The organism is Cellulomonas xiejunii (assembly GCF_024508315.1).
In the GTDB taxonomy this organism is placed as follows: domain Bacteria; phylum Actinomycetota; class Actinomycetes; order Actinomycetales; family Cellulomonadaceae; genus Cellulomonas; species Cellulomonas xiejunii.
In genome coordinates, this window is the sequence record NZ_CP101987.1 from 3,350,503 (window position 1) to 3,371,727 (window position 21,225).

At 75.7% G+C, this 21,225-nt stretch carries 21 protein-coding genes and 1 riboswitch; of the genes, 9 read left to right on the plus strand and 12 right to left on the minus strand.

Annotated elements, in window-relative coordinates; all coding sequences use genetic code 11:
• Positions 1-43: 43 nt before the first annotated feature.
• Positions 44-775 (plus strand): FadR/GntR family transcriptional regulator, encoded by a 732-nt coding sequence (locus tag NP048_RS15430; protein ID WP_227576505.1) that lies wholly within the window; start codon positions 44-46, stop codon positions 773-775.
• A 12-nt stretch (positions 776-787) separates the two neighbouring features.
• On the opposite strand, the gene NP048_RS15435 is transcribed toward NP048_RS15430, so the two are convergent.
• From NP048_RS15435 to uxaC, 3 genes are all read right to left on the minus strand, one after another.
• Positions 788-1,756, minus strand: coding sequence for a hypothetical protein (locus NP048_RS15435; RefSeq protein ID WP_227576506.1), 969 nt, complete (start codon positions 1,754-1,756; stop codon positions 788-790).
• A gap of 61 nt (positions 1,757-1,817) precedes the next feature.
• Positions 1,818-2,729, minus strand: coding sequence for an alpha/beta hydrolase (locus NP048_RS15440; protein ID WP_227576507.1), 912 nt, complete (start codon positions 2,727-2,729; stop codon positions 1,818-1,820).
• 388 nt (positions 2,730-3,117) lie between these two features.
• The gene (uxaC, locus tag NP048_RS15445; protein ID WP_227576508.1) at positions 3,118-4,590 is read right to left on the minus strand and encodes a glucuronate isomerase; all 1,473 of its coding nucleotides are present in this window, start codon (positions 4,588-4,590) and stop codon (positions 3,118-3,120) included.
• Between the two features lie 231 nt (positions 4,591-4,821).
• Here uxaC and NP048_RS15450 point away from each other — a divergent pair, with 231 nt between their 5' ends.
• From NP048_RS15450 to NP048_RS15460, 3 genes are all read left to right on the plus strand, one after another.
• Positions 4,822-5,808 carry a LacI family DNA-binding transcriptional regulator gene (locus tag NP048_RS15450; protein ID WP_227576509.1) on the plus strand — a complete coding sequence of 329 codons (987 nt, stop codon included), beginning with the start codon at positions 4,822-4,824 and terminating at the stop codon, positions 5,806-5,808.
• Entirely contained in the window at positions 5,805-7,313 is a 1,509-nt protein-coding gene (locus tag NP048_RS15455; RefSeq protein WP_227576510.1) for a mannitol dehydrogenase family protein, read from the plus strand. The genes NP048_RS15450 and NP048_RS15455 overlap by 4 nt, the downstream gene beginning before the upstream one ends.
• A 230-nt stretch (positions 7,314-7,543) precedes the next feature.
• Positions 7,544-7,990 (plus strand): hypothetical protein, encoded by a 447-nt coding sequence (locus NP048_RS15460; protein WP_227576511.1) that lies wholly within the window; start codon positions 7,544-7,546, stop codon positions 7,988-7,990.
• Positions 7,991-8,059: 69 nt separating this feature from the next.
• On the opposite strand, the gene NP048_RS15465 is transcribed toward NP048_RS15460, so the two are convergent.
• The 5 genes from NP048_RS15465 to NP048_RS15485 form a co-directional block, all read right to left on the minus strand.
• Positions 8,060-8,860 (minus strand): ABC transporter ATP-binding protein, encoded by an 801-nt coding sequence (locus NP048_RS15465; protein WP_227576512.1) that lies wholly within the window; start codon positions 8,858-8,860, stop codon positions 8,060-8,062.
• A complete protein-coding gene (locus tag NP048_RS15470; RefSeq protein ID WP_227576513.1) occupies positions 8,853-9,623 on the minus strand; it encodes an ABC transporter permease in 771 nt (256 codons plus the stop codon). Before NP048_RS15470 ends, NP048_RS15465 begins: the two co-directional genes overlap by 8 nt.
• Positions 9,620-10,639, minus strand: coding sequence for an ABC transporter substrate-binding protein (locus NP048_RS15475; RefSeq protein WP_227576514.1), 1,020 nt, complete (start codon positions 10,637-10,639; stop codon positions 9,620-9,622). Before NP048_RS15475 ends, NP048_RS15470 begins: the two co-directional genes overlap by 4 nt.
• 142 nt (positions 10,640-10,781) lie before the next feature.
• A riboswitch (TPP riboswitch) is annotated at positions 10,782-10,875 on the minus strand.
• 121 nt (positions 10,876-10,996) lie between these two features.
• Positions 10,997-11,332, minus strand: coding sequence for an ArsR/SmtB family transcription factor (locus NP048_RS15480; protein WP_227576515.1), 336 nt, complete (start codon positions 11,330-11,332; stop codon positions 10,997-10,999).
• Positions 11,329-11,799, minus strand: a complete 471-nt coding sequence (locus tag NP048_RS15485) for an SRPBCC domain-containing protein (protein WP_227576516.1) — start codon at positions 11,797-11,799, stop codon at positions 11,329-11,331. The genes NP048_RS15480 and NP048_RS15485 overlap by 4 nt, the downstream gene beginning before the upstream one ends.
• A gap of 178 nt (positions 11,800-11,977) precedes the next feature.
• Here NP048_RS15485 and NP048_RS15490 point away from each other — a divergent pair, with 178 nt between their 5' ends.
• A complete protein-coding gene (locus NP048_RS15490) occupies positions 11,978-12,940 on the plus strand; it encodes an AEC family transporter (RefSeq protein ID WP_227576517.1) in 963 nt (320 codons plus the stop codon).
• A gap of 10 nt (positions 12,941-12,950) precedes the next feature.
• Here the strand turns inward: NP048_RS15490 and NP048_RS15495 are convergent, their stop codons facing one another.
• On the minus strand, positions 12,951-13,538 hold the full coding sequence (locus NP048_RS15495; RefSeq protein WP_227576518.1) for a helix-turn-helix domain-containing protein: 588 nt from the start codon (positions 13,536-13,538) through the stop codon (positions 12,951-12,953).
• A 63-nt stretch (positions 13,539-13,601) separates the two neighbouring features.
• On the opposite strand from NP048_RS15495, the gene NP048_RS15500 reads away from it, so the two are divergent.
• Together NP048_RS15500 and NP048_RS15505 are read left to right on the plus strand one after the other, a co-directional pair.
• Positions 13,602-14,561 carry an NAD(P)/FAD-dependent oxidoreductase gene (locus NP048_RS15500; protein WP_227576519.1) on the plus strand — a complete coding sequence of 320 codons (960 nt, stop codon included), beginning with the start codon at positions 13,602-13,604 and terminating at the stop codon, positions 14,559-14,561.
• Positions 14,562-14,604: 43 nt separating this feature from the next.
• Entirely contained in the window at positions 14,605-15,225 is a 621-nt protein-coding gene (locus NP048_RS15505) for a class I SAM-dependent methyltransferase (protein WP_227576520.1), read from the plus strand.
• Positions 15,226-15,232: 7 nt separating this feature from the next.
• On the opposite strand, the gene NP048_RS15510 is transcribed toward NP048_RS15505, so the two are convergent.
• A complete protein-coding gene (locus NP048_RS15510) occupies positions 15,233-15,895 on the minus strand; it encodes a response regulator (RefSeq protein ID WP_227576521.1) in 663 nt (220 codons plus the stop codon).
• Complete coding sequence (locus NP048_RS15515) at positions 15,892-17,043, minus strand: sensor histidine kinase (RefSeq protein ID WP_227576522.1); 1,152 nt, start codon at positions 17,041-17,043, stop codon at positions 15,892-15,894. The genes NP048_RS15510 and NP048_RS15515 overlap by 4 nt, the downstream gene beginning before the upstream one ends.
• Before the next feature lie 155 nt (positions 17,044-17,198).
• Between NP048_RS15515 and NP048_RS15520 the strand changes: the two genes are divergently transcribed.
• Both NP048_RS15520 and NP048_RS15525 read left to right on the plus strand, forming a co-directional pair.
• On the plus strand, positions 17,199-17,612 hold the full coding sequence (locus NP048_RS15520) for a hypothetical protein (protein ID WP_227576523.1): 414 nt from the start codon (positions 17,199-17,201) through the stop codon (positions 17,610-17,612).
• Positions 17,609-19,081 carry a multicopper oxidase family protein gene (locus NP048_RS15525; protein WP_227576524.1) on the plus strand — a complete coding sequence of 491 codons (1,473 nt, stop codon included), beginning with the start codon at positions 17,609-17,611 and terminating at the stop codon, positions 19,079-19,081. Before NP048_RS15520 ends, NP048_RS15525 begins: the two co-directional genes overlap by 4 nt.
• A gap of 25 nt (positions 19,082-19,106) precedes the next feature.
• Here the strand turns inward: NP048_RS15525 and NP048_RS15530 are convergent, their stop codons facing one another.
• Positions 19,107-21,068 (minus strand): beta-galactosidase, encoded by a 1,962-nt coding sequence (locus NP048_RS15530; RefSeq protein ID WP_227576525.1) that lies wholly within the window; start codon positions 21,066-21,068, stop codon positions 19,107-19,109.
• Positions 21,069-21,225 lie beyond the last annotated feature (157 nt).

The window sequence follows — 21,225 nt, forward strand, 5'->3', positions numbered from 1 at the left end:
GCCCACCCTGACGGCAGCGGCGGAGGACGACGGAGACGAGCACGTGTCACGCACCCAGGACGTCGTCGAGGACGTCCAGCGACTGATCCTCGACGGCGGGCTGCGCCCCGGCGACCGGCTGCCAGCCGAGAAGGCGCTCGCCTCCGAGCTCGGCGTGTCACGCGGGTCCCTCCGGGAGGGCGTGCGTGCGCTCGTCGTCCTCGGCATCCTCGAGGCCCGGCACGGCAACGGCACCTACGTCACCGACCTCGACCCCGCGACCCTGCTCGCCCCCGTGGCGTTCCTCGCCGACCTGCCCGGCAACCACGCGCCCCTGCACGCGGTGCGTGCGACGCTCGAGACGGAGGCGGCCGGGCTCGCAGCCCTGCACCTGACCGACGGGCCCGTCGCGCGGGCACGCGTCGCGCTCGACGACATGTCCCGCGCGCTCGTCGCACCCCGGGTCGAACCCGCGCAGCTGGCCGCCGCGGACCTCGCCTTCCACCGCGCCGTGGCCGACGCCTCCGGCAACCCCGTGCTCGCCGCACTGCTCAACGCGCTCGCGGGCGAGGGCCCGCGCCGACGGGTCTGGGACGAGATGCACGGCCTCGCCGGGGAGCGCACCTGCGAGGAGCACGACGCGATCCTCGCCGCGATCACGGCACGGGACCCGGACCGTGCGCGACTCCGGATGGCCATGCACATGGTCGGCGTCGAGGACCTCCTCGCCACCACCAGCACCGACGGACCGCTGCCTCGGCGCCGCAACCTCGTGGAGGCGACGTCCACGCGCTGACGGGCCCGGACCTCACCCCGTCCGCTCGTCGCTCGGCGGCCCGCACGTGGTGACGACGTAGTCGTACAGCGCGCCCCGCAGCGCGTCGGACGCGGCCACGTGGAACACGGGCTGCTCCACGCCGTCCACCACGGCCTGCACACCCAGCACCGTGCCGCGCTTGTCCTCGGCGATCGCGTGCAGGTCGCAGCGCGCGGGCACGGTCGCCAGCACCACGCGCCCGTCGGCCGGCGGCGCCGCCGAGTCCACAACCAGGTCCCACCGCCCCGTGGTGCCCAGCGGCCGCAGCAGCGTGGTGGCGTGCACCGAGACGATCCGCACGTGCGGCCCACCCGGCACGGGCTCGACGAGCAGCGTCACGTCCGCCACCGACGTGCCGCCGACGTCACGCACGGCGAGGTCGTCCGAGAGCGTCACCCGCAGCCCGGCGGCGACGGCCTCGGCCGCGCAGTCCTCGCCCTCGATGCGTCGCAGGTCATCGGTCTCGTCGGTCGGCGTCACCACGACGGTGCCGGTACGGCCGTCGGCTGTGCTCACGCCGAGCGCGACACGCGGGGCCGGGTCCTCACCGGCCGCGGCGCACACCGCGGCGTCGAGCGGCACCCGCAGGCGCCGCATGCTGCCCACCCGGATCTCCCGGTCGACCTCGGACTCCGCCGTCAGGGACACGCTCGTCAGCCGAGCCCGCGTGATCCTGACGTCGACCGGCCCGGTGTTGCGGACCTGCAGCTCGACGACACGCGCGACGCGGTCGCTGCGCGCCTGGGCGACCTCCACGTCGAACGTGACGGCCGTCGGCAGCGGCCCTGGCGACGACGCCGAGGTGACGGCCGTCGGCTCCCCACCGACGCACGCCCCGAGCACGAGCACCCCGAGCGCGAGGACTGCGGGCACCCCGGGTAGGGCGCCGCCGCGCACCGGGCCGACGACCGGAGCGACGGCCCGACCACCGACCCGCCACGAGCGCGTGCGACCAGCCATGCCCGAGCGTCGCACGCCGAGGGCTGCCTGCGGGAGTCCCCGCGGACGGTCGGGTGCGCTCTCAGCCCGGCAGGAGGGCGGCGGCGAGGAAGTCGAGCGACTCCCCGATGACCGGCAGCGCCGGCACCGGTGGGATGTCGAGGTGACCGTGCAGCATGCCCGTCGCGACCATCGCGCGCGTGGGGACGCCAGCATCCTGCAGCTGCAGGAGGAACATCTCCCCCGACGGCCGCAGGTCGTCCACCTCGCTGAGCACCACCGACGTGGGCGGCAGGCCCGCGACGTCGCCGTTGCCCGCCATCGCCTCCGCCGGGAACCCCGACAGCCGGCCCAGGTACGTCCGGGTCATGTCGAGCATCGGGGCGGGCAGGAAGCGGATGCCGCGGGGCAGGCGGCGCAGGTCGTCGACCTGCTCGTCGGGCAGCGCGGGCGACGGGAAGTGCATGCCCGGGTAGGCCAGGAGCAGCGCGTCGGGCGCGCGCGTCCCGCGGTCCCGGACGCGCACGGCGACGCCCCCGGTGAGCGCAGCACCCGCGGACGCGCCACCGATGCCCAGGCGCTCGACCCCCAGGGAGGGCGCAGCCTCGACGAACCACGTCCACGCCGCGTCGACGTCGTCGAGCGGGATCGGGTAGCCGGCGCCGGGCGTCGCGAGCCGGTAGCCCACGGACGCCACGACGATCCCGTGCCGCGCCGCGAGCTCCGCCGACACGACGTGGGCCTCGCACATGTCGAGGTCGCCGTACGCGAACCCGCCGCCGTGGGCCCACACGAGGCCCGCCCCCGACGTCGGCCGCGTCGTCGGCCGGTACAGCCGCACGGCGACGGGCCCATGGGGTCCGTCGACCGCGAGGTCCTCGACGTGGACGTCCGGCAGTCGGTACCCGGCGCCGAGCGTCGCGGTACCGGCAGCCCACGAGTCCCAGTCGGTGACGGTGGTGAGCAGGTCGGTGATCAGCGGGTGGATCGGCATGGTGGCCGATGCTCGCACACCCAGGCCCTCACACCATGGGACGACGTGCCCGCACCCCCGACCGCTGGACCTCAACCCCCTTGAGGCGTGAGAGCGCAATCCAGTCACCCCACCGCTGGGTCACCCCCGAACCTCTCCCCCATGTGAGGCGTGAGAGTGCAATCCAGTCACCCTGCGTCGCTCGATCGCACTCTCACGCACCCGGGGGTGACTGGATCGCACTCTCACGCACCTCCCGGGTGACTGGATTGCACTCTCACGCACCACTGGGGGTGACTGGATTGCGCTCTCACGCACCACTGGGGGTGACTGGATTGCACTCTCACGCACCACTGGGGGTGACTGGATTGCACTCTCACGCACCACTGGGGGTGACTGGATCGCACTCTCACGCACCTGGGGGGTGGGGGTGGTCGGGGGTGGTGGTCTGGCGGGCGTACGCGGCGCGCGGCAGGCCGTAGGCCAGGTCGACGGCGGTCTCGAGGGCCTCGTCGAGGTCGAGGCGGTGCTCGACGACGAGCCGCGCGAGGAAGCCCGCGTCGACGCGCCGCGACAGGTCGTGCCGGGCCGGGATCGAGAGGAACGCGCGGGTGTCGTCGACGAAGCCCGTGGTGTTCGCGAACCCCGCGGTGTCGGTGACGGCCTCGCGGAACCGGCGCATGCCGTCGGGGCTGTCGAGGAACCACCACGGCGCACCCAGGCGCACCGCCGGGTACACGCCCGCAAGCGGCGCGAGCTCGCGGCTGAACGTGTCCTCGTCGAGCGTGAACAGCACGAGGCGCAGGTTCGGGTGGTGGCCGAAGGCGGACAGCAGCGGACGCAGCGCGTGCACGTACTCGGTCGCGACCGGGATGTCGTACCCCACGTCGTGCCCGAGCATCGCCATGACGTGCGGGTCGTGGTCGCGCAGCGCCCCGGGGTGCAGCTGCATGACCAGACCGTCCTGCGTGGACATGCGCGCCATCTCGAACAGCATGTGGGCGGAGAACGCGCGCGCCGCGGCCGGGTCGACGTCGCCGCGCAGCGCGGACGCGAACACGGCGGCCGCGTCGGTCTCGGCCATGGGCGTCGTGTCCGCGAGCACGTGCCCGTGGTCGGTCGCCCGCGCGCCCGCGTCGACGAACGCCCAGCGGCGCGCCTCCAGCGCCCGCAGGAAGTCGCGGTAGGAGCCGATCGCCACGCCCGCGCGGTCGCCCAGCAGCGCGACGTCGTCGACCCAGCCGGGCCGGTCGACGTGCAGCACCGCGTCCGGCCGGAACGTCGGGACGATCCGCTCGCCCCACCCGCGGGCCGCGAGGTCGGCGTGGTCGGCCAGGTCCGCTGACGCGGGATCGGTCGTCGCGATGATCTCGATGCCGAACCGGTCCAGCAGCGCGAGCGGCCGGAAGCCCGGCTCGGCGAGGCGCTCGGCGATCGTGTCGTACGCGGCGTCCGCGGTGGCGGCGGACAACCGCTCGGTCACGCCGAGCACCTCGACGAGCACGTGCTCCATCCAGAACCGCGTGGGCGTGCCGCGGAAGAGGTGCCAGTGCGACGCGAACGCCCGCCAGATCTCGCGCGGGTCGCTCTGCACCGCGCCGCCGTCACGGCGCGGCAGGCCGAGTGCGTCGTGCGGGACGCCCTGGGAGACGAGCATGCGCACGAGGTAGTGGTCCGGCACGACGAGCAGCGAGGCGGGGTCGTCGAACCGCTCGTCCCGTGCCAGCACGCCGGCGTCGACGTGACCGTGCATGGACACGATCGGCAGGTTGCGGGTCGCGTCGAGGATCTGCCGGGCGACCGGGCGGGTCACCGGATCGGCCGGCAGGGCACGGTCGGGGTGCAGCGCCCAGCGGGGGGCAGCGGCTGCGGGGTCGGGCATGGGATCCTCCAGCGCCGGGCCGCAGCGGCGCTGCGGCGCTGCCACGGTGCGGACGACGGGGTCGCCCACCACGGTGAATACGTTTGCAGGCAGACCATGCCACCCGTGCAGAGCGGATGCAAGGACAGTCGGGGCACGTTGCACCTCGGCGGTGCGCCATGATGAAATCGGTTTCATCGTCTGCCCCGGTGCCGCCGCGGCGGACGCGCCCCGACGCCGACAGGAGTCCCGATGGCCGTCACGCTGCGCGACGTCGCACGTGCTGCGGGCGTCTCCGCCGCGACCGCCTCGCGCGCGCTGTCCGCCCCGCACCTCGTCGCACCCGAGCGCCGCGAGCTGGTGCGCCGCGTCGCCCGGGAGCTCGGCTACCGCCCCAACCGGGCCGCGCGCGAGCTCATCACCGGCCGCAGCGGGTACCTCTGCCTCGTCGTGCCGGACCTGGAGAACCCCTTCTTCGCCGCCGTCGCCAAGGCGGTGCAGTCCCGCGCCCGCGCGTCGGGCCACGCGGTCGTGGTCGCGGACGCCGAGGAGGACCCGCTGCTGGAGGCCGAGCTCGTCGCCCAGCTGGGCGCACAGGCCGACGGCGTGCTGCTGTGCTCGCCGCGCATGTCGGACGACGACCTCGCGACCGTGGCCGCCGTCGGCCGGCCGGTGCTGCTGGTCAACCGGGAGGGCGCCGGGCTCCCGTCCGTGGCCGTCGACAACCGCGGCGGCGTCCGCCAGGCGGTGCGGCACCTGCACACGCTGGGGCACCGCCGGGTCGCGTACGCGGGTGGGCCGGCCGGCTCCTGGTCCGACGCGCGTCGCCGCGACGGACTCGAGGCGCTGGACCTCGACGTCGAGCTGGTCGACCTGGGGGCCCACCCGCCCGCGTTCGCCGGGGGCGTCGGCGCGGCCGACCTGGTGATCGCGAGCGGGGCGACGGCCGTGCTCGCGCACAACGACCTCATGGCCCTCGGCATCGTCGACCGGCTGCGGGCGCGGGGCCTGCGCGTCCCCGACGACGTGTCGGTCGTCGGGTTCGACGACGTCCCCGTCGCGACCCTCGTCACCCCCGCTCTCACGACGGTGGCGATGCCTCTCGCGCGCCTCGGCCGCACCGCCGTCGACCTGCTGCTGGGCCCCCGGGACCCGGACGCGCCGACCACCCTCCTGCCCGTCGAGCTCGTGGTTCGCGGCACCACCGCACCCCCTCCCCACCCCCCGGAGCCCCGATGACCCTGCCTCGCCTGTCCGCCACCACGTGGGCGGACCGCGTCGCGCACGGCCTTCCCGACGGGGTGCAGGGCCCGCCCGTGGACCCCGACACGCTGACCGTGGGCCAGGTGCACCTCGGCATCGGCGCGTTCCACCGCGCGCACCAGGCCGTGTGCACCGAGGACGCGGCGGCGGCGACGGGCGAGACGGGGTGGGGTCTGCTCGGCGTGACGCAGCGCAGCCCGCGGGTGGTCGACCAGCTCGGTCCGCAGGACGGCCTGTACGGCGTGCTGACCACCGGCGCGCGGACCACGTCGCTGCGCGTGGTCGGTGCCGTGCGGGCCGTCGCCTACCCGGGCCGGGACACCCCGTTGGTGCTCGCCACGATCGCGGCACCCACGACGCACGTCGTGACGCTGACGGTGACGGAGAAGGGCTACCGGCGCGCGGCCGACGGCCGGCTCGACACCGCCGCGCACGACGTGGCTGCCGACCTGGGGTCGGCGGCGAGCGAGCTCGTCCGCGACGACGAGGCCGCGACGCTCACGCCGATCGGCATGCTCGTGCGCGGGCTCGTCCGGCGGTACCGCACGTCCCGCGCGCCGCTGACCGTGGTGTCCTGCGACAACCTCAGCGACAACGGCGCGGTGCTCGCGAGCCTGGTCGGGCAGGCGCTGGCGGCCGTGCCGGGCGCGGACGACGTGGCCGCGTGGGTCGCGTCGTCCGTGCGCTTCCCGTCGACCATGGTCGACCGGATCGTGCCCGCGACCACCGGCGCGCACCGCGCCGAGGCCGCCGCGATGCTGGGCCTGCGCGACGCGGGCCTCGTCGTCGGCGAGCCGTTCTTCCAGTGGGTCGTCGAGGACGCGTTCGCCGGCCCGCGTCCCGCGTGGGAGCTCGCGGGAGCGACGCTGACGCACGACGTCGCACCGTTCGAGCGCGCCAAGCTGCGGATCCTCAACGCGACGCACTCCGCGCTGGCGTACCACGGCGCGCTGCGCGGGCACGCGACCATCGCCGAGGCGGTCGCCGACCCCGACCTGGAGGCGCTCGCCCGCGCGCTCGTCGACGAGGACGTGCTGCCCACGCTCGTCGCGCCGGAGGGCCTGGACCTGGACGCGTACCGCGACGAGGTGCTGCACCGGTTCGCCAACCCCCGCACCGGGCACACGACCGTGCAGGTCGCGATGGACGGGTCGCAGAAGCTGCCGCAGCGGCTGCTGGGGACGGTCGCCGACCGGCTCGCGGCGGGGGTCGTGCCGCACGCCGCGGCGTACGCGGTCGCGGGGTGGGTGGCGTACGTGCAGGCCGCGGCCGCGGGCGACCTGGTCGTGGACGGCCGCCGGGTGGAGCTCGACGACCCGATGGCCGCACGGCTGGCCGACGCGGTCGGCGGCCCGGACCCCGTCGGGCGGCTGTTCGCCCTGGACGAGGTCTTCCCCGGTCCGATCGCCTCGTCGACCGCGTTCCGTGACGCGGTCGCGAACGCCGTGCAGGGCCTGGCCCCCATCCCCGCCGCTCGCTGACGCCGACGCCTTCGAGGACTTCGTCGGCACGTCGTCCGAGGAGTCGACGCTCGACTTCGTCCCCTTCACCCGACCGAGGAGAGCTGGCAGCAGGGTGACGACGTCGTCCAGTGCGTCATCACCCACCCCGAGGGCGGTTTCACGGGGTCCATGCGGGGCTCGGCGGCCGGTGTGCGACGGGACCGCGTCGGTGCGCCTGTGTCGATCTGCTGGTGTGGGATCGTCAGGTCATGGAGATCCTGCCCGGGGTGGGCGTCGACGGGGTCAGCATCGGTGACGCCCGTGAGGACGTCGCCGTGCGGCTCGGGCCGCCCGTGCATGAGGGCGACGGCCACCGCGACGTGTACGCGACCACCCCGGCGCTCGTCGTCGACTACTCGGACGACGACCGGGTGGAGATCGTGCAGGTGGCGTACGGCGGTCAGGGCGACGGCAACGAGGTGTTCTTCGACGGCGTGCAGCTCACCTACCGCTTCCTCGACGAGGTGGTCGCCGACCTCCTGGCGCGCGGCTACGAGTACACGCCGTCGGACATCGGGGTCGACTTCCGCGTGGGGTTCGCCCTGTTCTCCATGGGCTCGCTGGACCCGGCGCTGCTGGATCCGCAGGCAGGCGACGACGAACGTCTCGTCGTCGAGGGCGTGAGCGTCGCACCGTACGAGTACCTCGTCGGCTAGTGCCGGGCGGGCCCGGTCCGCCGGCCGAACCGCGCCATCCGCGACGGCAGGCCGCGCGGCCCACCGCCGTCACGGGTCGTGACGCGCACGGTCCGGTTCCGCGTCCGCGACCCCGAGCGCGCCCAACCCGGTGAGCACGCTGTGCTCGACCGCGCGCGCCCCCGCACCGGGACGGGTCGGGTGCCGCGGGCGGGGGTCGTCCACCGGGTGACGCGCCGCGACGCGGGCCGGCTGCCCGGACAGGCGCACGACCTGGTCGGCGAGGGCCACGGCCTCGCGCACGTCGTGCGTCACCATGACGACGGTCCAGCGGTGCTGCGCCCACGTCGCCGCGAGCCAGCGCTGCAGGTGCAGCCGCGTCAGGGCGTCGAGCGCACCGAACGGCTCGTCCAGCAGCAGCAGGTCACGCCCCTGCGCGACCGTCCGGGCCAGCGCGGCGCGCTGCCGCAGGCCACCGGACAGCTCCGAGGGGCGCGCGTCGGCGTGGTCGGCGAGGCCGAACTCGACGAGCAGGTCCCGCACCCGCTCGCGTGCGTCACGTCGGCGCACGCCCTGCACCTCGAGGCCGAGGGCGACGTTGTCGAGGACCGTGCGCCACTCGAGCAGCAGGTCGTCCTGCGCCATCCACGCGGCCCGTCCCGGGACGCCCGTGACGTCGCAGCCGTCCAGCAGCACCTGTCCGCGGTCGGGGCGACGCAGGCCGGCGACGACCCCGAGCAGCGTGCTCTTGCCGCACCCCGAGGGCCCGACGACGCACGTGAACGACCCGCGGGGCACGGCCAGGTCGACGCCGGCGAGCACCGGCCGCGGCCCGTCGGCGGCCGGCAGCGCGAGGTGCACGTCGCGGACCTGCAGCAGCGCGTCAGCCACGCCGCACCCGCCGCGCACGGCCCCACGGCACGACGACGCGCTCGACCGCGCAGGTCAGGGCGTACAGCGCGAGGGTGAGCGCGGCGCACGCCCCGACGGCGGCGAGCACCAGGTCGGTGCGGAACGCGGCCCGCTGCATCGTCATGTACGTCCCGAGGCCCTGCACGGCACCCGCGTACTCCGCGACGACGGCCCCCACCACCGCGTACGTGACGCCGATCCGCAGCGCCGTGAAGAACCGCGGCATCGCGGCGGGCAGCCGCACGTGCACGAACTCCTGCCACCGGCTCGCGCCCATCGTCGCCAGCAGCGCCGACGCCCCGGGCCCGGCCGCCGCGAACCCCTCGACGAGCCCCAGCGCGACGGGGAAGAACGTCACGAGCGTCACGACCAGCACCTTGGGCGCCAACCCGAACCCGAACCACAGGACGAGCAGCGGCGCGACGACCAGCACCGGCACGGTCTGCGACGCCACCAGCAGCGGCACCACACCCGTCCGCAGGCGCGGCAGCCGGTCGAGCGTGACGGCCAGCGCCCACGCGACCGCCACCGACACCGCGAACCCGACCAGCGTCACCGTGAGCGTCGCGCCCGCGTGCGTCGCGAGGGCGTCCCGGTGCGTCCACGCCTGCTGCGCGACCCGGGCGGGGGACGGCAGGAGCCGCGGTGCGACGTCGCCCGTCGCGACGACCACCTGCCAGACGCCCAGCAGCGCGAGGCCACCGACGCCCACGGCGAGCGCACGCCCTGGCACGTCCGTCACGGCTCGCCGCCGAGGTCGACGTGGAAGGTCGACCAGTCGGGCCGGGTCGTCAGGACGTCCCCGTCGGGTCCGGCCAGCAGGCCCTGCTCGAGCAGGAAGTCGCCGTAGCCGGCGAGCTGCGCGGTCTCGATGCCGCCGACGGTGCCGTCGGCGGCGCGCATGTACTCGGCCGCCAGCAGACGCTGGCTCTCGACGACCATGCCGGGGTCGGCGAACGCGTCGGGGTGTGCGGCGACCAGCAGCTCCGCGGCCTCGTCGGGGTGGTCGGCGGCGTACTGGTAGCCGCGCCGCAGGGCGTCGACGAACGCGGCGGCGACCTCCGGCTCGTCGGCCACCCAGGAGCGGCGGGCGTCGACGAGCACCGCGTACGCGTCGGGGAACCCGTAGTCGGTGTACCGGAAGTACCGCAAGGGTGTGCCGACGCGCTGCGCCGCGAGCCCCTCCCACGCGACGAACGGGATCGCGACGTCGGCCTCCCCCGCGTACAGGGCGGCGTAGGCGCTGGTCCCCAGGGTCACGGCCGTGACGTCACCGCGCCCGCCGTCGGCGCGGATCACCGCCTGCAGCAGCGGCACCTCCGCCGGTCCGCCGAACCCCGCGTAGACGCGTCCGTCGAGGTCCCGCGGGCGGGTGATCGTCGCGTCGTCGGCACGCACCGCGATCGCCGACGCCCAGTGCTGCAGCGGGGCCAGCACCGCGACCACGTCGGCGCCGGCCGCCTGGGCGAGCACCGAGTCCCCGTGGAAGCTGATGCCCGCCTCGGCGGCACCGGCGTCGATCAGCGCGTCCGGCTGGACGTCGGTGTACGGCAGCACCTGGACGTCGAGGCCGGCGTCGTCGAACCAGCCCTGGGCGAGCGCGACCTCCAGGCCGGTGTGGTTGGTGTTGGGCGTCCAGTCGAGCGCGAACCGGACGACGGGACGGTCGGCGTCGGTGGCCGCTCCGTCGGCACAGGCGGCGGGCAGGAGCGCGGCGGCGAGCAGGGAGGCGGCGAGCGCGAGGCGGTGGCGTGTCATGGGGTCTCCAGGAGGGCGTGCGAGATCGCCGGACGCGTGGGCGACCGGTGGGCCTGCGGAGCAACGCGCGGCGGGCGCGTCGACGTCAGGGGGTGAGACGCCCCCGGCGACGGTGCGGGTGGGCGTGCAGCGGTGGACGCATGGGAGACATGCGCGACATCCCTTCGCTAGTGCGACCTAGATCAGGTTCGACGGGTGTGATCTCAGCCGCTGGTGCGGCACCCCGTGTCACGACGTCTGTGACGCTACGCGCGCGTCGCACGGCCCCGGGTGGTCGTCCGCACTGTGGTCCGGGTCCCCGGGCACGCCGATGAGCGCGGACCGCGGACGGTCCGCGCTCGGCGGTGGGTGGCGCCGTCAGCGCGGCGGGGACTCCGCGAGACGTGCGATCGCGGCCAGGCGCTCCTCCCAGCGCGCGCCGACGGCCTCGAGCGTCCGCGCGAGCAGCCCGAGGCGCGCACCGACGGCGCGGTAGCGCACCTCACGTCCGGCGCGCACGGGCTCGACGAGACCCACCTCGGCCAGCACGGCGAGGTGCTTGGCGATCGCCTGCCGCGTCACCGGCAGGCGCTCGGCCAGCGCCGAGGCCGACGCCTCCCCGCGACCGACCTCGGTGAGCACCTGCCACCGCGTCTCGTCACCGAGGGCGGCGCACACCGCGACCACGTCGGTCGTGCCGGTCGCGGACGTCACGCCGCGACCCCGTCGCGCACCAGCCGCACGAGCTCGTCGAGCTCGGACGTCCAGCCGTCGCGGTGGTCCGCGAGCTGGCGCAGCCGCTCGTCGCCGAGCTTGTCGAACCCGGTCTCGACGACCGTGAGCAGCGTCCCGTCGCCGTCGGGCTCGAGCGTGAAGGTCACGGTCAGGGCGGTCGCGTCCGTCAGGTCACCACCGCAGCCGGGCCACGCGAACGCGAAGCGGCGGGGCGGGTCGTACGCCTCGATCCGCACGGGCACGTCGTCCTGACCGTCCCACCCGAGGGTGCCGGTCGCGCCGACGCGCAGGTCCGGCAGCGAGGCCCGCTGGCCGAACCACTGCGCGACGAGGTCCTCGCGCGTGAGGACCTCGAAGACGCGGGCGGGCGGGGCGTCGACGCGGACCGTACGGGTCACGGTCGACGTGGGGTCGTCGACGAGGGCGGTGGTCTGGTGCTGGGTCATGGCGATCTCCTTCGTGCAACTCGTCCGTTGCAGAACAGCGTGCACCGGTTCCGGCGAAATCGCAACCCTTCGGTTGCACCTCGCTGTCGCGCTCCGGTTCCGGGACCTGGTCGCGTGCGAGGATCGAGGACGTGACACCGAGCGCCTCGCTGTCCGCCGCCGGTCGGCGGACGCGCTGATGGCAGCCGTCCTGTCCGCGCTGGGCACGATGGGCGCCGTCGTCGCCCTCGGCTGGGTGCTGGGACGGTGGCGCGTGCTGGGCGAGCGGGCCGCGCCGGTGCTGGCGCGCGTGGTGTTCGCCGTCGCGGCGCCGGCGCTGCTGCTCGCGACCGTCGCGCGCGCCGACCTGCACCTGCTCGTGTCGCGCACGGCCGTCGTGACGTGGTCGTGCACCGCGCTCGTGGCCCTGCTCGCGGTCGTCGTGCTGCGCCTGGTGTGGCGCCGCTCCCCCGCGGACGTCACCGTGGGCACGCTGTCCTCGTCGTACGTCAACGCCGGGAACATCGGCCTGCCGCTGGCGGTGTACCTGCTCGACGACCCCGTCGCCGTGGTCCCGACGCTGCTGTTCCAGCTCCTGGTGCTGGCGCCGGTCGCGTTCGCCGTCCTGGACGCGCACCCCGCGGGCTCGCACGCCACCCCCGCGCGCCGGGAGGGCAGCCCGGTCCCCGTCGGGCTGCGGGTCGCGGCGGTCGCCCGACGCACGGTGAGCAACCCGATCATCGTCGCGACGCTCACCGGGCTGGTGCTGGCGGCGCTCCCCTGGTCGCTGCCGGACGTCGTCCTGCAGCCGTTCACCCTCGTCGGGGCCGCGGCCGCGCCGCTCGCGCTCATCACCTTCGGCATGTCGCTCGCCGTCCCGCGGGGCACGGGCGCCTCGGCGCCGCGGCGCGACCTCGCGCTGGCCGTCGGGCTGCGCTCGGTCGTCCACCCCGTGCTGACGTGGGGCGTCGGCACGGCCCTGGGGCTGCCCGCGCCCGCGCTGCTCGCGGTCGTCGCGATGGCCGCCCTGCCGACGGCGCAGAACGTGCTCGTCTACGCGATGCAGTACCGCCACGGGGAGGCGCTCGCGCGCGACGCGGGTCTGGTGACGACGGTGCTGTGCGTGCCGGTGCTGCTGGTCGTCGCGGCGACGCTCGGCTGACGGCTCGCGGTCAGGCGTCGCGACGCCGCGGACGCGCCCGCACGTGCATGCGCTCGCCCTGGGGTCCGTAGAGGGCCAGGACCTCGACCGGGCCGTCGGACACGTTGCCCAGCCAGTGCGGGACGCGGGTGTCGAACTCGGCGGCCTCCCCCGCGACGAGGTCGAGCGACCGGCCGCCCAGGACGAGGCGCAGCGTGCCGCTCAGCACGTAGAGCCACTCGTAGCCGTCGTGCACGCGCGGCTCGCCGACCTCGGCGGGCGTCCGCGGCGGGTAGACCAGCCGGTACGCGCGCGGTCCCTCGGTGCGCCGGGTCAGCGGCACGTACGTCACGCCGTGGCGCACGGTGGGGTGCGGCACGACGCGCGGGTCGTCACCCGCGGGGACCTCGACGAGCTCGTCGAGAGTCACCTCGTGGAAGCGCGCGAGCGGGAGCAGCAGCTCGAGCGTGGGACGCCGCAGCCCGGACTCCAGGCGGGACAGGGTGCTGACCGAGATGCCGGTGACGGCCGCGACGTCGGCGAGGGTCGCCTCCCGGTGCTCCCGCAGCGACCGGAGCCGGGGACCGACCGCGCCGAGCACCGCATCCAGTTCGACCATGCCTCATTTGCCGTCCCGGCAACTCCACTTGTCAAGCCGCCGCTCGCACCGCACGCTCGGTGCATGACCACGGAGCCCCTCGCCCCCGTCGACGTCCTCGTGCTCGGTGGCGGTGCCGCCGGGCTGTCCGCCGCGCTGTGCCTCGGCCGGTCCCGCCGCAGCGTGCGTGTCCTCGACGCCGGCGAGCCGCGCAACGCCGTCGCGGACCGCGCGCACAACCTGCTCACCCACGACGACACCCCGCCCACCGAGATCCTCGCGGCCGGCCGCGCCGAGGTCGAGCGGTACGGCGTGCAGGTCGTGCCGACCCGCGTCGTCGAGGCCCGCCGCCTGCCGGGCGACGAACCGGCATTCGAGGTCCGCACCGGCGACGGGGCCGCGCACCGCGCGCGTCGGCTCGTCCTGGCCTCCGGCCTGCGCGACGAGCTGCCCGACGTCCCGGGCCTGCGCGAGCGCTGGGGGCGCGACGTCCTGCACTGCCCGTACTGCCACGGCTGGGAGGTGCGGGACCGCAGGCTCGCGGTCCTCGCGTCGGGCTCCTCGGCCGTCCACCGCGCGCTGCTGGTCCGTCAGCTGAGCGACGACGTGACGGTCGTCCTGGACGACTCCTTCGACCCGGACGCCGACGAGCGCGCCGACCTGGCGGCCCGCGGCGTGCGGGTCGCGGCAGGGCGTGTCACCGGAGTGCGCGTGGAGGGCGACGCACTGACCGGTCTGCTCCTCGCGGACGGCACGGCGGTCCCGTGCGACGCGGTCTTCGTCGCGCCGCGCGCGGTCCTCGCCGACGCGGTCGTCGACGGCCTCGGCCTCGCGACCGATCCCGTCGGCTCGCCGGACGAGGACCTCGGCCGCGCGGTGCGGGTGGACGGTGCGGGCGCGACCTCGGTCCCGGGCGTGTGGGCCGCGGGCAACGTCACCGGGCCGCAGCACGCGCTGGCGTCGAGCATCGCAGCCGGATCGGCCGTGGGGGCGCAGGTCAACCTGGCGCTCGTCACGGCCGACCTCGCCGCCGCCCGTGCCTGACGCCACCCACCACCGCGACGTCCCGACCCGTGAGGAGCCCGTCATGACCGACGACCCCGGCAGCACCGAGGAGCTCGACCCCGCGTGGTGGGAGGACCGGTACCGGACCCTCGACCGCGTGTGGAGCGGGCACGTGAACCCGACGCTCGCCCAGGTCGCGGCCGACCTGACCCCCGGGACGGCCCTGGACGCGGGCGCCGGCGAGGGCGCCGACGCGCTGTGGCTCGCCGAGCGCGGGTGGCGCGTCACGGCCGTCGACGCGTCGCAGACGGCACTGGACCGGGGCGCCGCGCAGGCCGCCGCACGCGGCCTCGACGTCACGTGGCAGCAGGCGGACCTGCGCACGTGGACGCCCTCGGCACGCTACGACCTGGTGACGTCGCACTACCTGCACGCCGAGGGCGGGCGCGGCTGGGCGTGGCTCGCCGACGCGGTCGCCCCGGGCGGCACGCTGCTCGTCGTCGGGCACGACCCGTCGGACGTGGACGGCCCCGTGCCGCGGCCCCACCTCGCGCGGCTGGGCTACACGGCCGAGCAGGTCGCCGCAGACCTCGACCCGACGCAGTGGCGCACGATCGAGCCTCGGGTCGTCGAGCGCACGCACCGGCACGACGGCGTCGACGTCCCGGTCCGCGACGCGGTCCTGGTGGCACGCCGCCGCTGACGCCTCGTCAGGGTGTCGGGCCCCCGCCCACCAGGCCCGTCTCGTACGCGAGGACCACGAGCTGCGAGCGGTCGCGCGCGTCGAGCTTGGTGAGCAGGCGGCTGACGTAGGTGCGCGCGGTCGCGGGGCTCAGGTACAGGCTCGCGGCGATCTCCTGGTTGGACCGGCCCCGGCCGACCTCGCGCAGCACCTCGCGCTCCCGCTCGGTGAGCCCGGACAGGCGGGACGCGTCGCTCGGCGGCGGCGTTGCGGCGGCGGCCCGCATGACCCGCCGCGTGACCGCCGGGTCCAGGAGCGCCTCGCCCGCGGCGACCGTGCGCACCGCCTGCCGCAGCTCGTCGGGGGCGACGTCCTTGAGCAGGAACCCGGCGGCGCCAGCGCGGATCGCGGCGAACACGTTCTCGTCCTCGTCGAACGTCGTGAGCACCAGCACCGCGACGTCCGCGAGCGCGGGGTCGGCGACGATCGCGCGGGTCGCCTCGATGCCGTCGAGGTCGGGCATGCGGACGTCCATGAGGACGACGTCGGGCCGCAGCTCGCGCACGCGCGCGACGCCCTGGCGCCCGGTGGCGGCGTCCCCGACGACGCGGATGTCGCCGTCGCGCTCGACGAGGCTGCGCAGGCCCGCGCGCAACAGCTCCTGGTCGTCGACCAGCACGACGGTGATCATGCGTCGAGCCTCGCAGGCAGGCGGGCGTGCACGACGAACCCGCCGCCGTCCGCGGGTCCGGACGTCAGCGTCCCGCCGAGCAGCCCGGCCCGCTCGGCCATGCCGCGCAGCCCCTGGCCGTCGCCCGGCCCGCGCCCGCCCGGGCCGGTGCCGTCGTCACGCACCCGCAGGTCGAGCCACCCGTCGGTGACGCACGCCTCGACGTCGACGCGCCTCGCGTCCGCGTGCCGCAGCACGTTCGTCAGCGCCTCCTGCACGATCCGGTACGCGGCGGCGCCGATCGCACCGTCGAGGGTGCCGTCGGGCACGTCGAGCCGCACGTCGACGTCGAGCCCCGCGGCGCGCGCGGAGGCCGCGAGGGCCGGCACGCCCGCGAGCCCGACCGCACCGCGCGCGGGATCGTCCCCCGTGGTGCGCAGCAGCCGCACGGTGGCGCGCAGCTCGCGCAGCGTGGAGCGCGTCGCGTCGCGGACCTGCGCGATCGACGAGGTCACCAGGGCGTCGTCCCGCCCGACGGCCTCCGCGGCGACGCCCGCGTGGACCGCGATGACGGCCACGGTGTGCCCGATGCTGTCGTGCAGGTCTCGCGCGATGCGCACGCGCTGCGCCTCGAGCCGGCGCTCGGCGTCCGCCGCCTGCTCCGCCAGCGCCGCGACGCGCAGCCGCTCCTGGTCGGCCCGCGCCTCCCGGCGCACGCGCACGCTGACCCCCAGCGCGACCGCCGCCGCGACGAGCGCGACGTTCGTCAGCAGCTCGTAGCTCAGCAGGTACGTGGCGGGCAGGCCCTCGGCGATGCGGAAGTACGCCGCGACCCCGACGAGCACGGCCCCGACCACCAGGGCGACGCGGGTGCGCCCCAGCTCGGCCGCCGAGTACAGCGCGGCAGCGGCCGGCAGCGCCTGGCCGATCGCGGGGAAGCCCAGCGCGTAGTACGCGAAGATCCCGAGCACGGTGACGACCAGGACGGCCACGGGCCACCGCCGGCGCGCCAGGAGCACGGCCCCGAAGCCCAGCGCGAAGGCGTAGGGGACGGGTGACGGCGCGCGCTCGGCCGCGACGCCGGCGCCGATGGTCAACGCGACGACCGCGACGGTGCCGACCGCGAGCCCGAGGTCGGTGGCGCGCGTCCCTGCAGGTGGGGGTCTCACACCCCGAGCGTAGGAACGCGGCGCGCTCAGGGACATCCCCGAGCGGTCGACTTCCGCCGTCGCCTGGTGCCTACCCCTGCGTCGACCGTCGACGTGCGCAGCCGGCGACACGTGACGGATTCGCCCGCAGGCCGCGGTGCCTAGCGTCGTCGGACATGGAGAACATGCCCCTGACCAGCACATCCGTTCCGCGCGCGCCTGCCCGGCGCGTCCGCGGCAGACTCGTCGTCGCGCTCGCCGCGACGGTCGCGCTGTGGCCCGCCCTGGGTGCCGTCGGCCTGTCGGACCTCACGCTCGCGGCGGTCGTCCTGCCCGTCACGGCGCTCACCTGGGTCGCCGTGCTCGGGCTGCTCGACGCCCCCCGGCCCGTGCTCACCGGCACCCTCGCCGGCCTGCTGTACGGCGCCGTCCTGGTGGCGCTGTCCCTGGCGTTCGGTCACGAGGAGCCCCGTCCGACGTTCGTCGTGCTGTTCGCGGCCGGCTGGGAGCTCACGTGGGGCGCCCTGCTCGGCGCGGGCGCCGGCCTGCTCGGCAGCGGCGTGCAGCAGCTGCGGGGGCGACGGCCGTGAGGGTGTCCCGCGCGGCGGCCGCGGTCGCCGCGGCGGCCCTGGTCGTCGCCGGGCTGTCCGCGTGCGGTGGCGTGTCCGTGTCGCCCGTCGACGTGCCCGAGACGTTCGACGCCCCGCTGCCCGTACCGCCGCTCGCGCCGTCGCACGTCGGCGCCGACGGGACGCGCACGTTCCGGCTCACCGCGCAGGAGGGCACCACCCGGTTCGTGCCGGGCGTCGACACCCCGACCTGGGGGTTCGACGGCGACCTGCTGGGCCCGACCCTGCGGGCGTCCCGCGGCGAGCAGGTCGCCGTCGAGGTCCGCAACACGCTGCCCGAGGCGACGAGCGTGCACTGGCACGGCATGCACCTGCCCGCGGCGATGGACGGCGGTCCCCACCAGCCCGTCGAGCCCGGCGCGACCTGGCGCCCGACGTGGCGGATCGACCAGCCCGCCGCGACGCTCTGGTACCACCCGCACCCGCACGGCCGCACCGAGGAGCACATCTACCGAGGGCTCGCCGGGTTCTTCCTGCTGGACGACCCGGCTGCGGCGGACGTCGGCCTGCCCGACGAGTACGGCGTGGACGACGTCCCCGTGGTCGTGCAGGACCGCAAGCTCGACGCGGACGGCGACCTCGACCTGAGCGGTGGCGGCGAGCTGGGCGTCCTGGGGTCGCTCGTCACGGCCAACGGCGTGCGCGGCGCCTACCTGGAGGCGACGACGCAGCGCGTGCGGCTGCGCCTGCTCAACGGGTCGACGGCACGGACGTACGCGTTCGGGTTCGCCGACGACCGCGAGGTGCTGCAGGTCGCCAGCGACGGCGGGCTGCTGCCGGAGCCGGTCCCGACGACGCGGGTGCAGCTGTCCCCCGGCGAGCGCGCCGAGGTCGTCGTGACGGTGGCACCGGGCGAGCGCGTGCGCCTGCGGTCGTACCCGCCGGACCTGGGGCGCGTCGTCGCGGGCTACGCGATGGGCGCGAACGACACGTTCGACGTCCTGGAGCTGCGCGCCGCGCAGGACCTGGCACCGTCACCGCCCGTCGCCGCCACGCTGACGACGCTCGAGCCGCTCCCGGAGGCGACCGTGACCCGCACGTTCGACCTCCAGGGACGGCAGATCAACGGTCGACGCATGGACATGGACCGCGTCGACGCGACCGTCGAGAAGGGCGCGACGGAGCTCTGGGAGGTCCGCAACCTCGACCTGTTCCCGCACAACTTCCACGTCCACGACGTGCAGTTCCGGGTCCTCGACATCGACGGCGAGGCACCACCGCCCGCGCTCGCGGGCGCGAAGGACACCGTGTACCTCGAGCCGCGGCGCACGTACCGGCTGGTCATGCGCTTCGAGGACCACGCGGACCCGACCACGCCGTACATGTTCCACTGCCACCTGCTGCTGCACGAGGACGAGGGCCTCATGGGTCAGCTGGTCGTCGTCGAGCCGGGAGGAACGGCCTCCCCGGCGCCGCACCACCACCCCTGACGGGGCCCGCACGGTGCGGGCGTGCTCAGGCCGGGTCGGCGGGCAGCACCCGGGCGTCGTGGGCGGCCAGGTCCGTGCGCGTCCCCGCGACGTCGACGCTCACGGGGGCGCCGGTGTGGTTCACGACGACGAGGCGGTCGCCGCGCCGCACGGCCTCGACTCCCTGGACGGGTGCGGCGAACAGCGCCGCCACGTCGGCCTCGCCCAGCACCCGGTCGACCAGGGCGTCGAGGACGTCGGCCGCGGGCTGCGTCGCGACGTACCAGGCGACGCCGTCCCCGTGCTCGCGCCGGGTCACGGCCGCACCGCCCGCCGCGTACCCGTCGGCGAACGTCGCGACGACCTCCGCGTCGTCCACCACCAGCACGTCCTGCCACAGGGAGGCCGCACCCTCCAGCCCGCCGGTGAGCCGCAGTGCGGGGCCGGGGCTGCCGCCCGGGCCGGCGGTCGGCGCCAGCTCCTCGACCCGGACGCCGAGGGTCCCCTGCAGCGGCCCGAGGTACCCGCCGAGGTGGACCCGCAGGTCCTCGTCGACCACGGCCGACGCGTACGTCACGACCAGGTGCCCACCCCCGCGCACGTACGCGTCCAGCGCCTCCAGGTGCGCCCCGCGCGCGACGTGCAGGACGGGCGCGACGACGAGGTCGTACCCGACGACGTCGGCACCGGCCGGCACGACGTCGACCGTGACCCCGCGCCGCAGGAAGGGCGCGTACCAGTCGAGGAACCGCTCGACGTACTCGACGCGCGTCGGCACCGCGTCCTGCTCGAGCGCCCACCAGGAGTCCCAGTCCAGGACCAGCGCGACGTGCGCGCTCACGCGCGAGCCGATCAGGTCCGTCAGACCCGCCAGCTCCTCCCCCAGCGCGACGACGTCCCGGAACGCCCGCGAGTCCGGGCCGGCGTGCGGCACCATCGCCGAGTGGAACCGCTCGGCCCCCGACGCCGACTGCCGCCACTGGAAGTGCAGGACGCCGTCGGCACCGCGCGCGACCGCCTGCAGGGACTGTGCCCGGTGCTGCCCGCGCGGACGCGGCGCGTTGCGCGCACGCCAGTTCACGGCGCCGGTCGCCTGCTCCATCAGCAGCCACGGCCGGCCGCCGCCGAGCCCGCGCACGAGGTCACGCTGCGCCGCGAGCCGCACGTACGCGGCGGGGTCGACGGGGTCCGGGTACGCGTCGTCGCTGACGACGTCGACGAACGGCGCCCACGCCCAGTAGTCCGCACCCTCGAAGAAGCCCATGAAGTTGGTGGTGACCGGCACGTCGGGGCTGTACCGGCGGATCACCTCGACCTCGGCCTGGTGCAGCGCGAGCATCGCGTCGGAGCTGAAGCGCCGGAAGTCGAGCACCTGCGTCGGGTTGCGGGTCGCGGGTGCGGCGGACGGCACGCCGACCTCGTCGAAGGACCCGTACCGCTGCGACCAGAACTCCGTGCCCCAGGCACGGTTGAGCTCCTCGACGTCGCCGTAGCGGCGCGCGAGCCACGCACGGAAGGCCGTTGCGCTGTGCGCGTCGTACGAGCGCGACACCTGGCAGCCGTACTCGTTGTTGACGTGCCACATCTCCAGCGCCGGGTGGTCGGCGTAGCGCGAGGCGACCTGCTCGACGAGGGCGAGCGCGTGCCGCAGGTAGTCCGGGGACGACGGCGAGTACTGCTGCCGTGAGCCGAAGGCCAGCCGCACGCCGTCCTCGGTCACGGGCAGGGAGTCGGGGTACCGCGCGGCGAACCAGGCGGGCGGGGAGGCCGTCGCGGTCGCGAGCACCACACGGACACCCCCGGCGTGCAGGCGCCCGAGCACGTCGTCGAGCCACGCGAAGTCGTACTCCCCGGGTCGCGGCTCGAGGCGCGACCACGAGAACACGCCGACGGTGGCGGTCGTGACGTGGGCGGCGCGCATGAGGCGCACGTCCTCGTCCCAGACGTCCTGCGGCCACTGCTCCGGGTTGTAGTCGGCGCCGTAGCGGATGCGGACGTCAGCGGGCACGGCGGTCCTCCTGGGGCGCGCGACGGCGCGCGGCCAGGACAGGGCCGCAGCGGCGTCGTCGCCGGCGACCCCGGGCGCCAGCCGCGGCGTCTCGGACGGTTGCCCGAACGCTAGCACCGGCGCGGAGCGCGGATCCGGCGACCGATCGTGGGATCCG

Coding starts and splice junctions, on each gene's coding strand:
- NP048_RS15435 (WP_227576506.1), bottom strand. CDS start 1,756: ATGGCTGGTCGCACGCGCTCGTGGCGGGTCGGTGGTCGGGCCGTCGCT.
- NP048_RS15440 (WP_227576507.1), bottom strand. CDS start 2,729: ATGCCGATCCACCCGCTGATCACCGACCTGCTCACCACCGTCACCGAC.
- uxaC (WP_227576508.1), bottom strand. CDS start 4,590: ATGCCCGACCCCGCAGCCGCTGCCCCCCGCTGGGCGCTGCACCCCGAC.
- NP048_RS15450 (WP_227576509.1), top strand. CDS start 4,822: ATGGCCGTCACGCTGCGCGACGTCGCACGTGCTGCGGGCGTCTCCGCC.
- NP048_RS15455 (WP_227576510.1), top strand. CDS start 5,805: ATGACCCTGCCTCGCCTGTCCGCCACCACGTGGGCGGACCGCGTCGCG.
- NP048_RS15460 (WP_227576511.1), top strand. CDS start 7,544: ATGGAGATCCTGCCCGGGGTGGGCGTCGACGGGGTCAGCATCGGTGAC.
- NP048_RS15475 (WP_227576514.1), bottom strand. CDS start 10,639: ATGACACGCCACCGCCTCGCGCTCGCCGCCTCCCTGCTCGCCGCCGCG.
- NP048_RS15485 (WP_227576516.1), bottom strand. CDS start 11,799: ATGACCCAGCACCAGACCACCGCCCTCGTCGACGACCCCACGTCGACC.
- NP048_RS15490 (WP_227576517.1), top strand. CDS start 11,978: ATGGCAGCCGTCCTGTCCGCGCTGGGCACGATGGGCGCCGTCGTCGCC.
- NP048_RS15495 (WP_227576518.1), bottom strand. CDS start 13,538: ATGGTCGAACTGGATGCGGTGCTCGGCGCGGTCGGTCCCCGGCTCCGG.
- NP048_RS15500 (WP_227576519.1), top strand. CDS start 13,602: ATGACCACGGAGCCCCTCGCCCCCGTCGACGTCCTCGTGCTCGGTGGC.
- NP048_RS15505 (WP_227576520.1), top strand. CDS start 14,605: ATGACCGACGACCCCGGCAGCACCGAGGAGCTCGACCCCGCGTGGTGG.
- NP048_RS15510 (WP_227576521.1), bottom strand. CDS start 15,895: ATGATCACCGTCGTGCTGGTCGACGACCAGGAGCTGTTGCGCGCGGGC.
- NP048_RS15520 (WP_227576523.1), top strand. CDS start 17,199: ATGGAGAACATGCCCCTGACCAGCACATCCGTTCCGCGCGCGCCTGCC.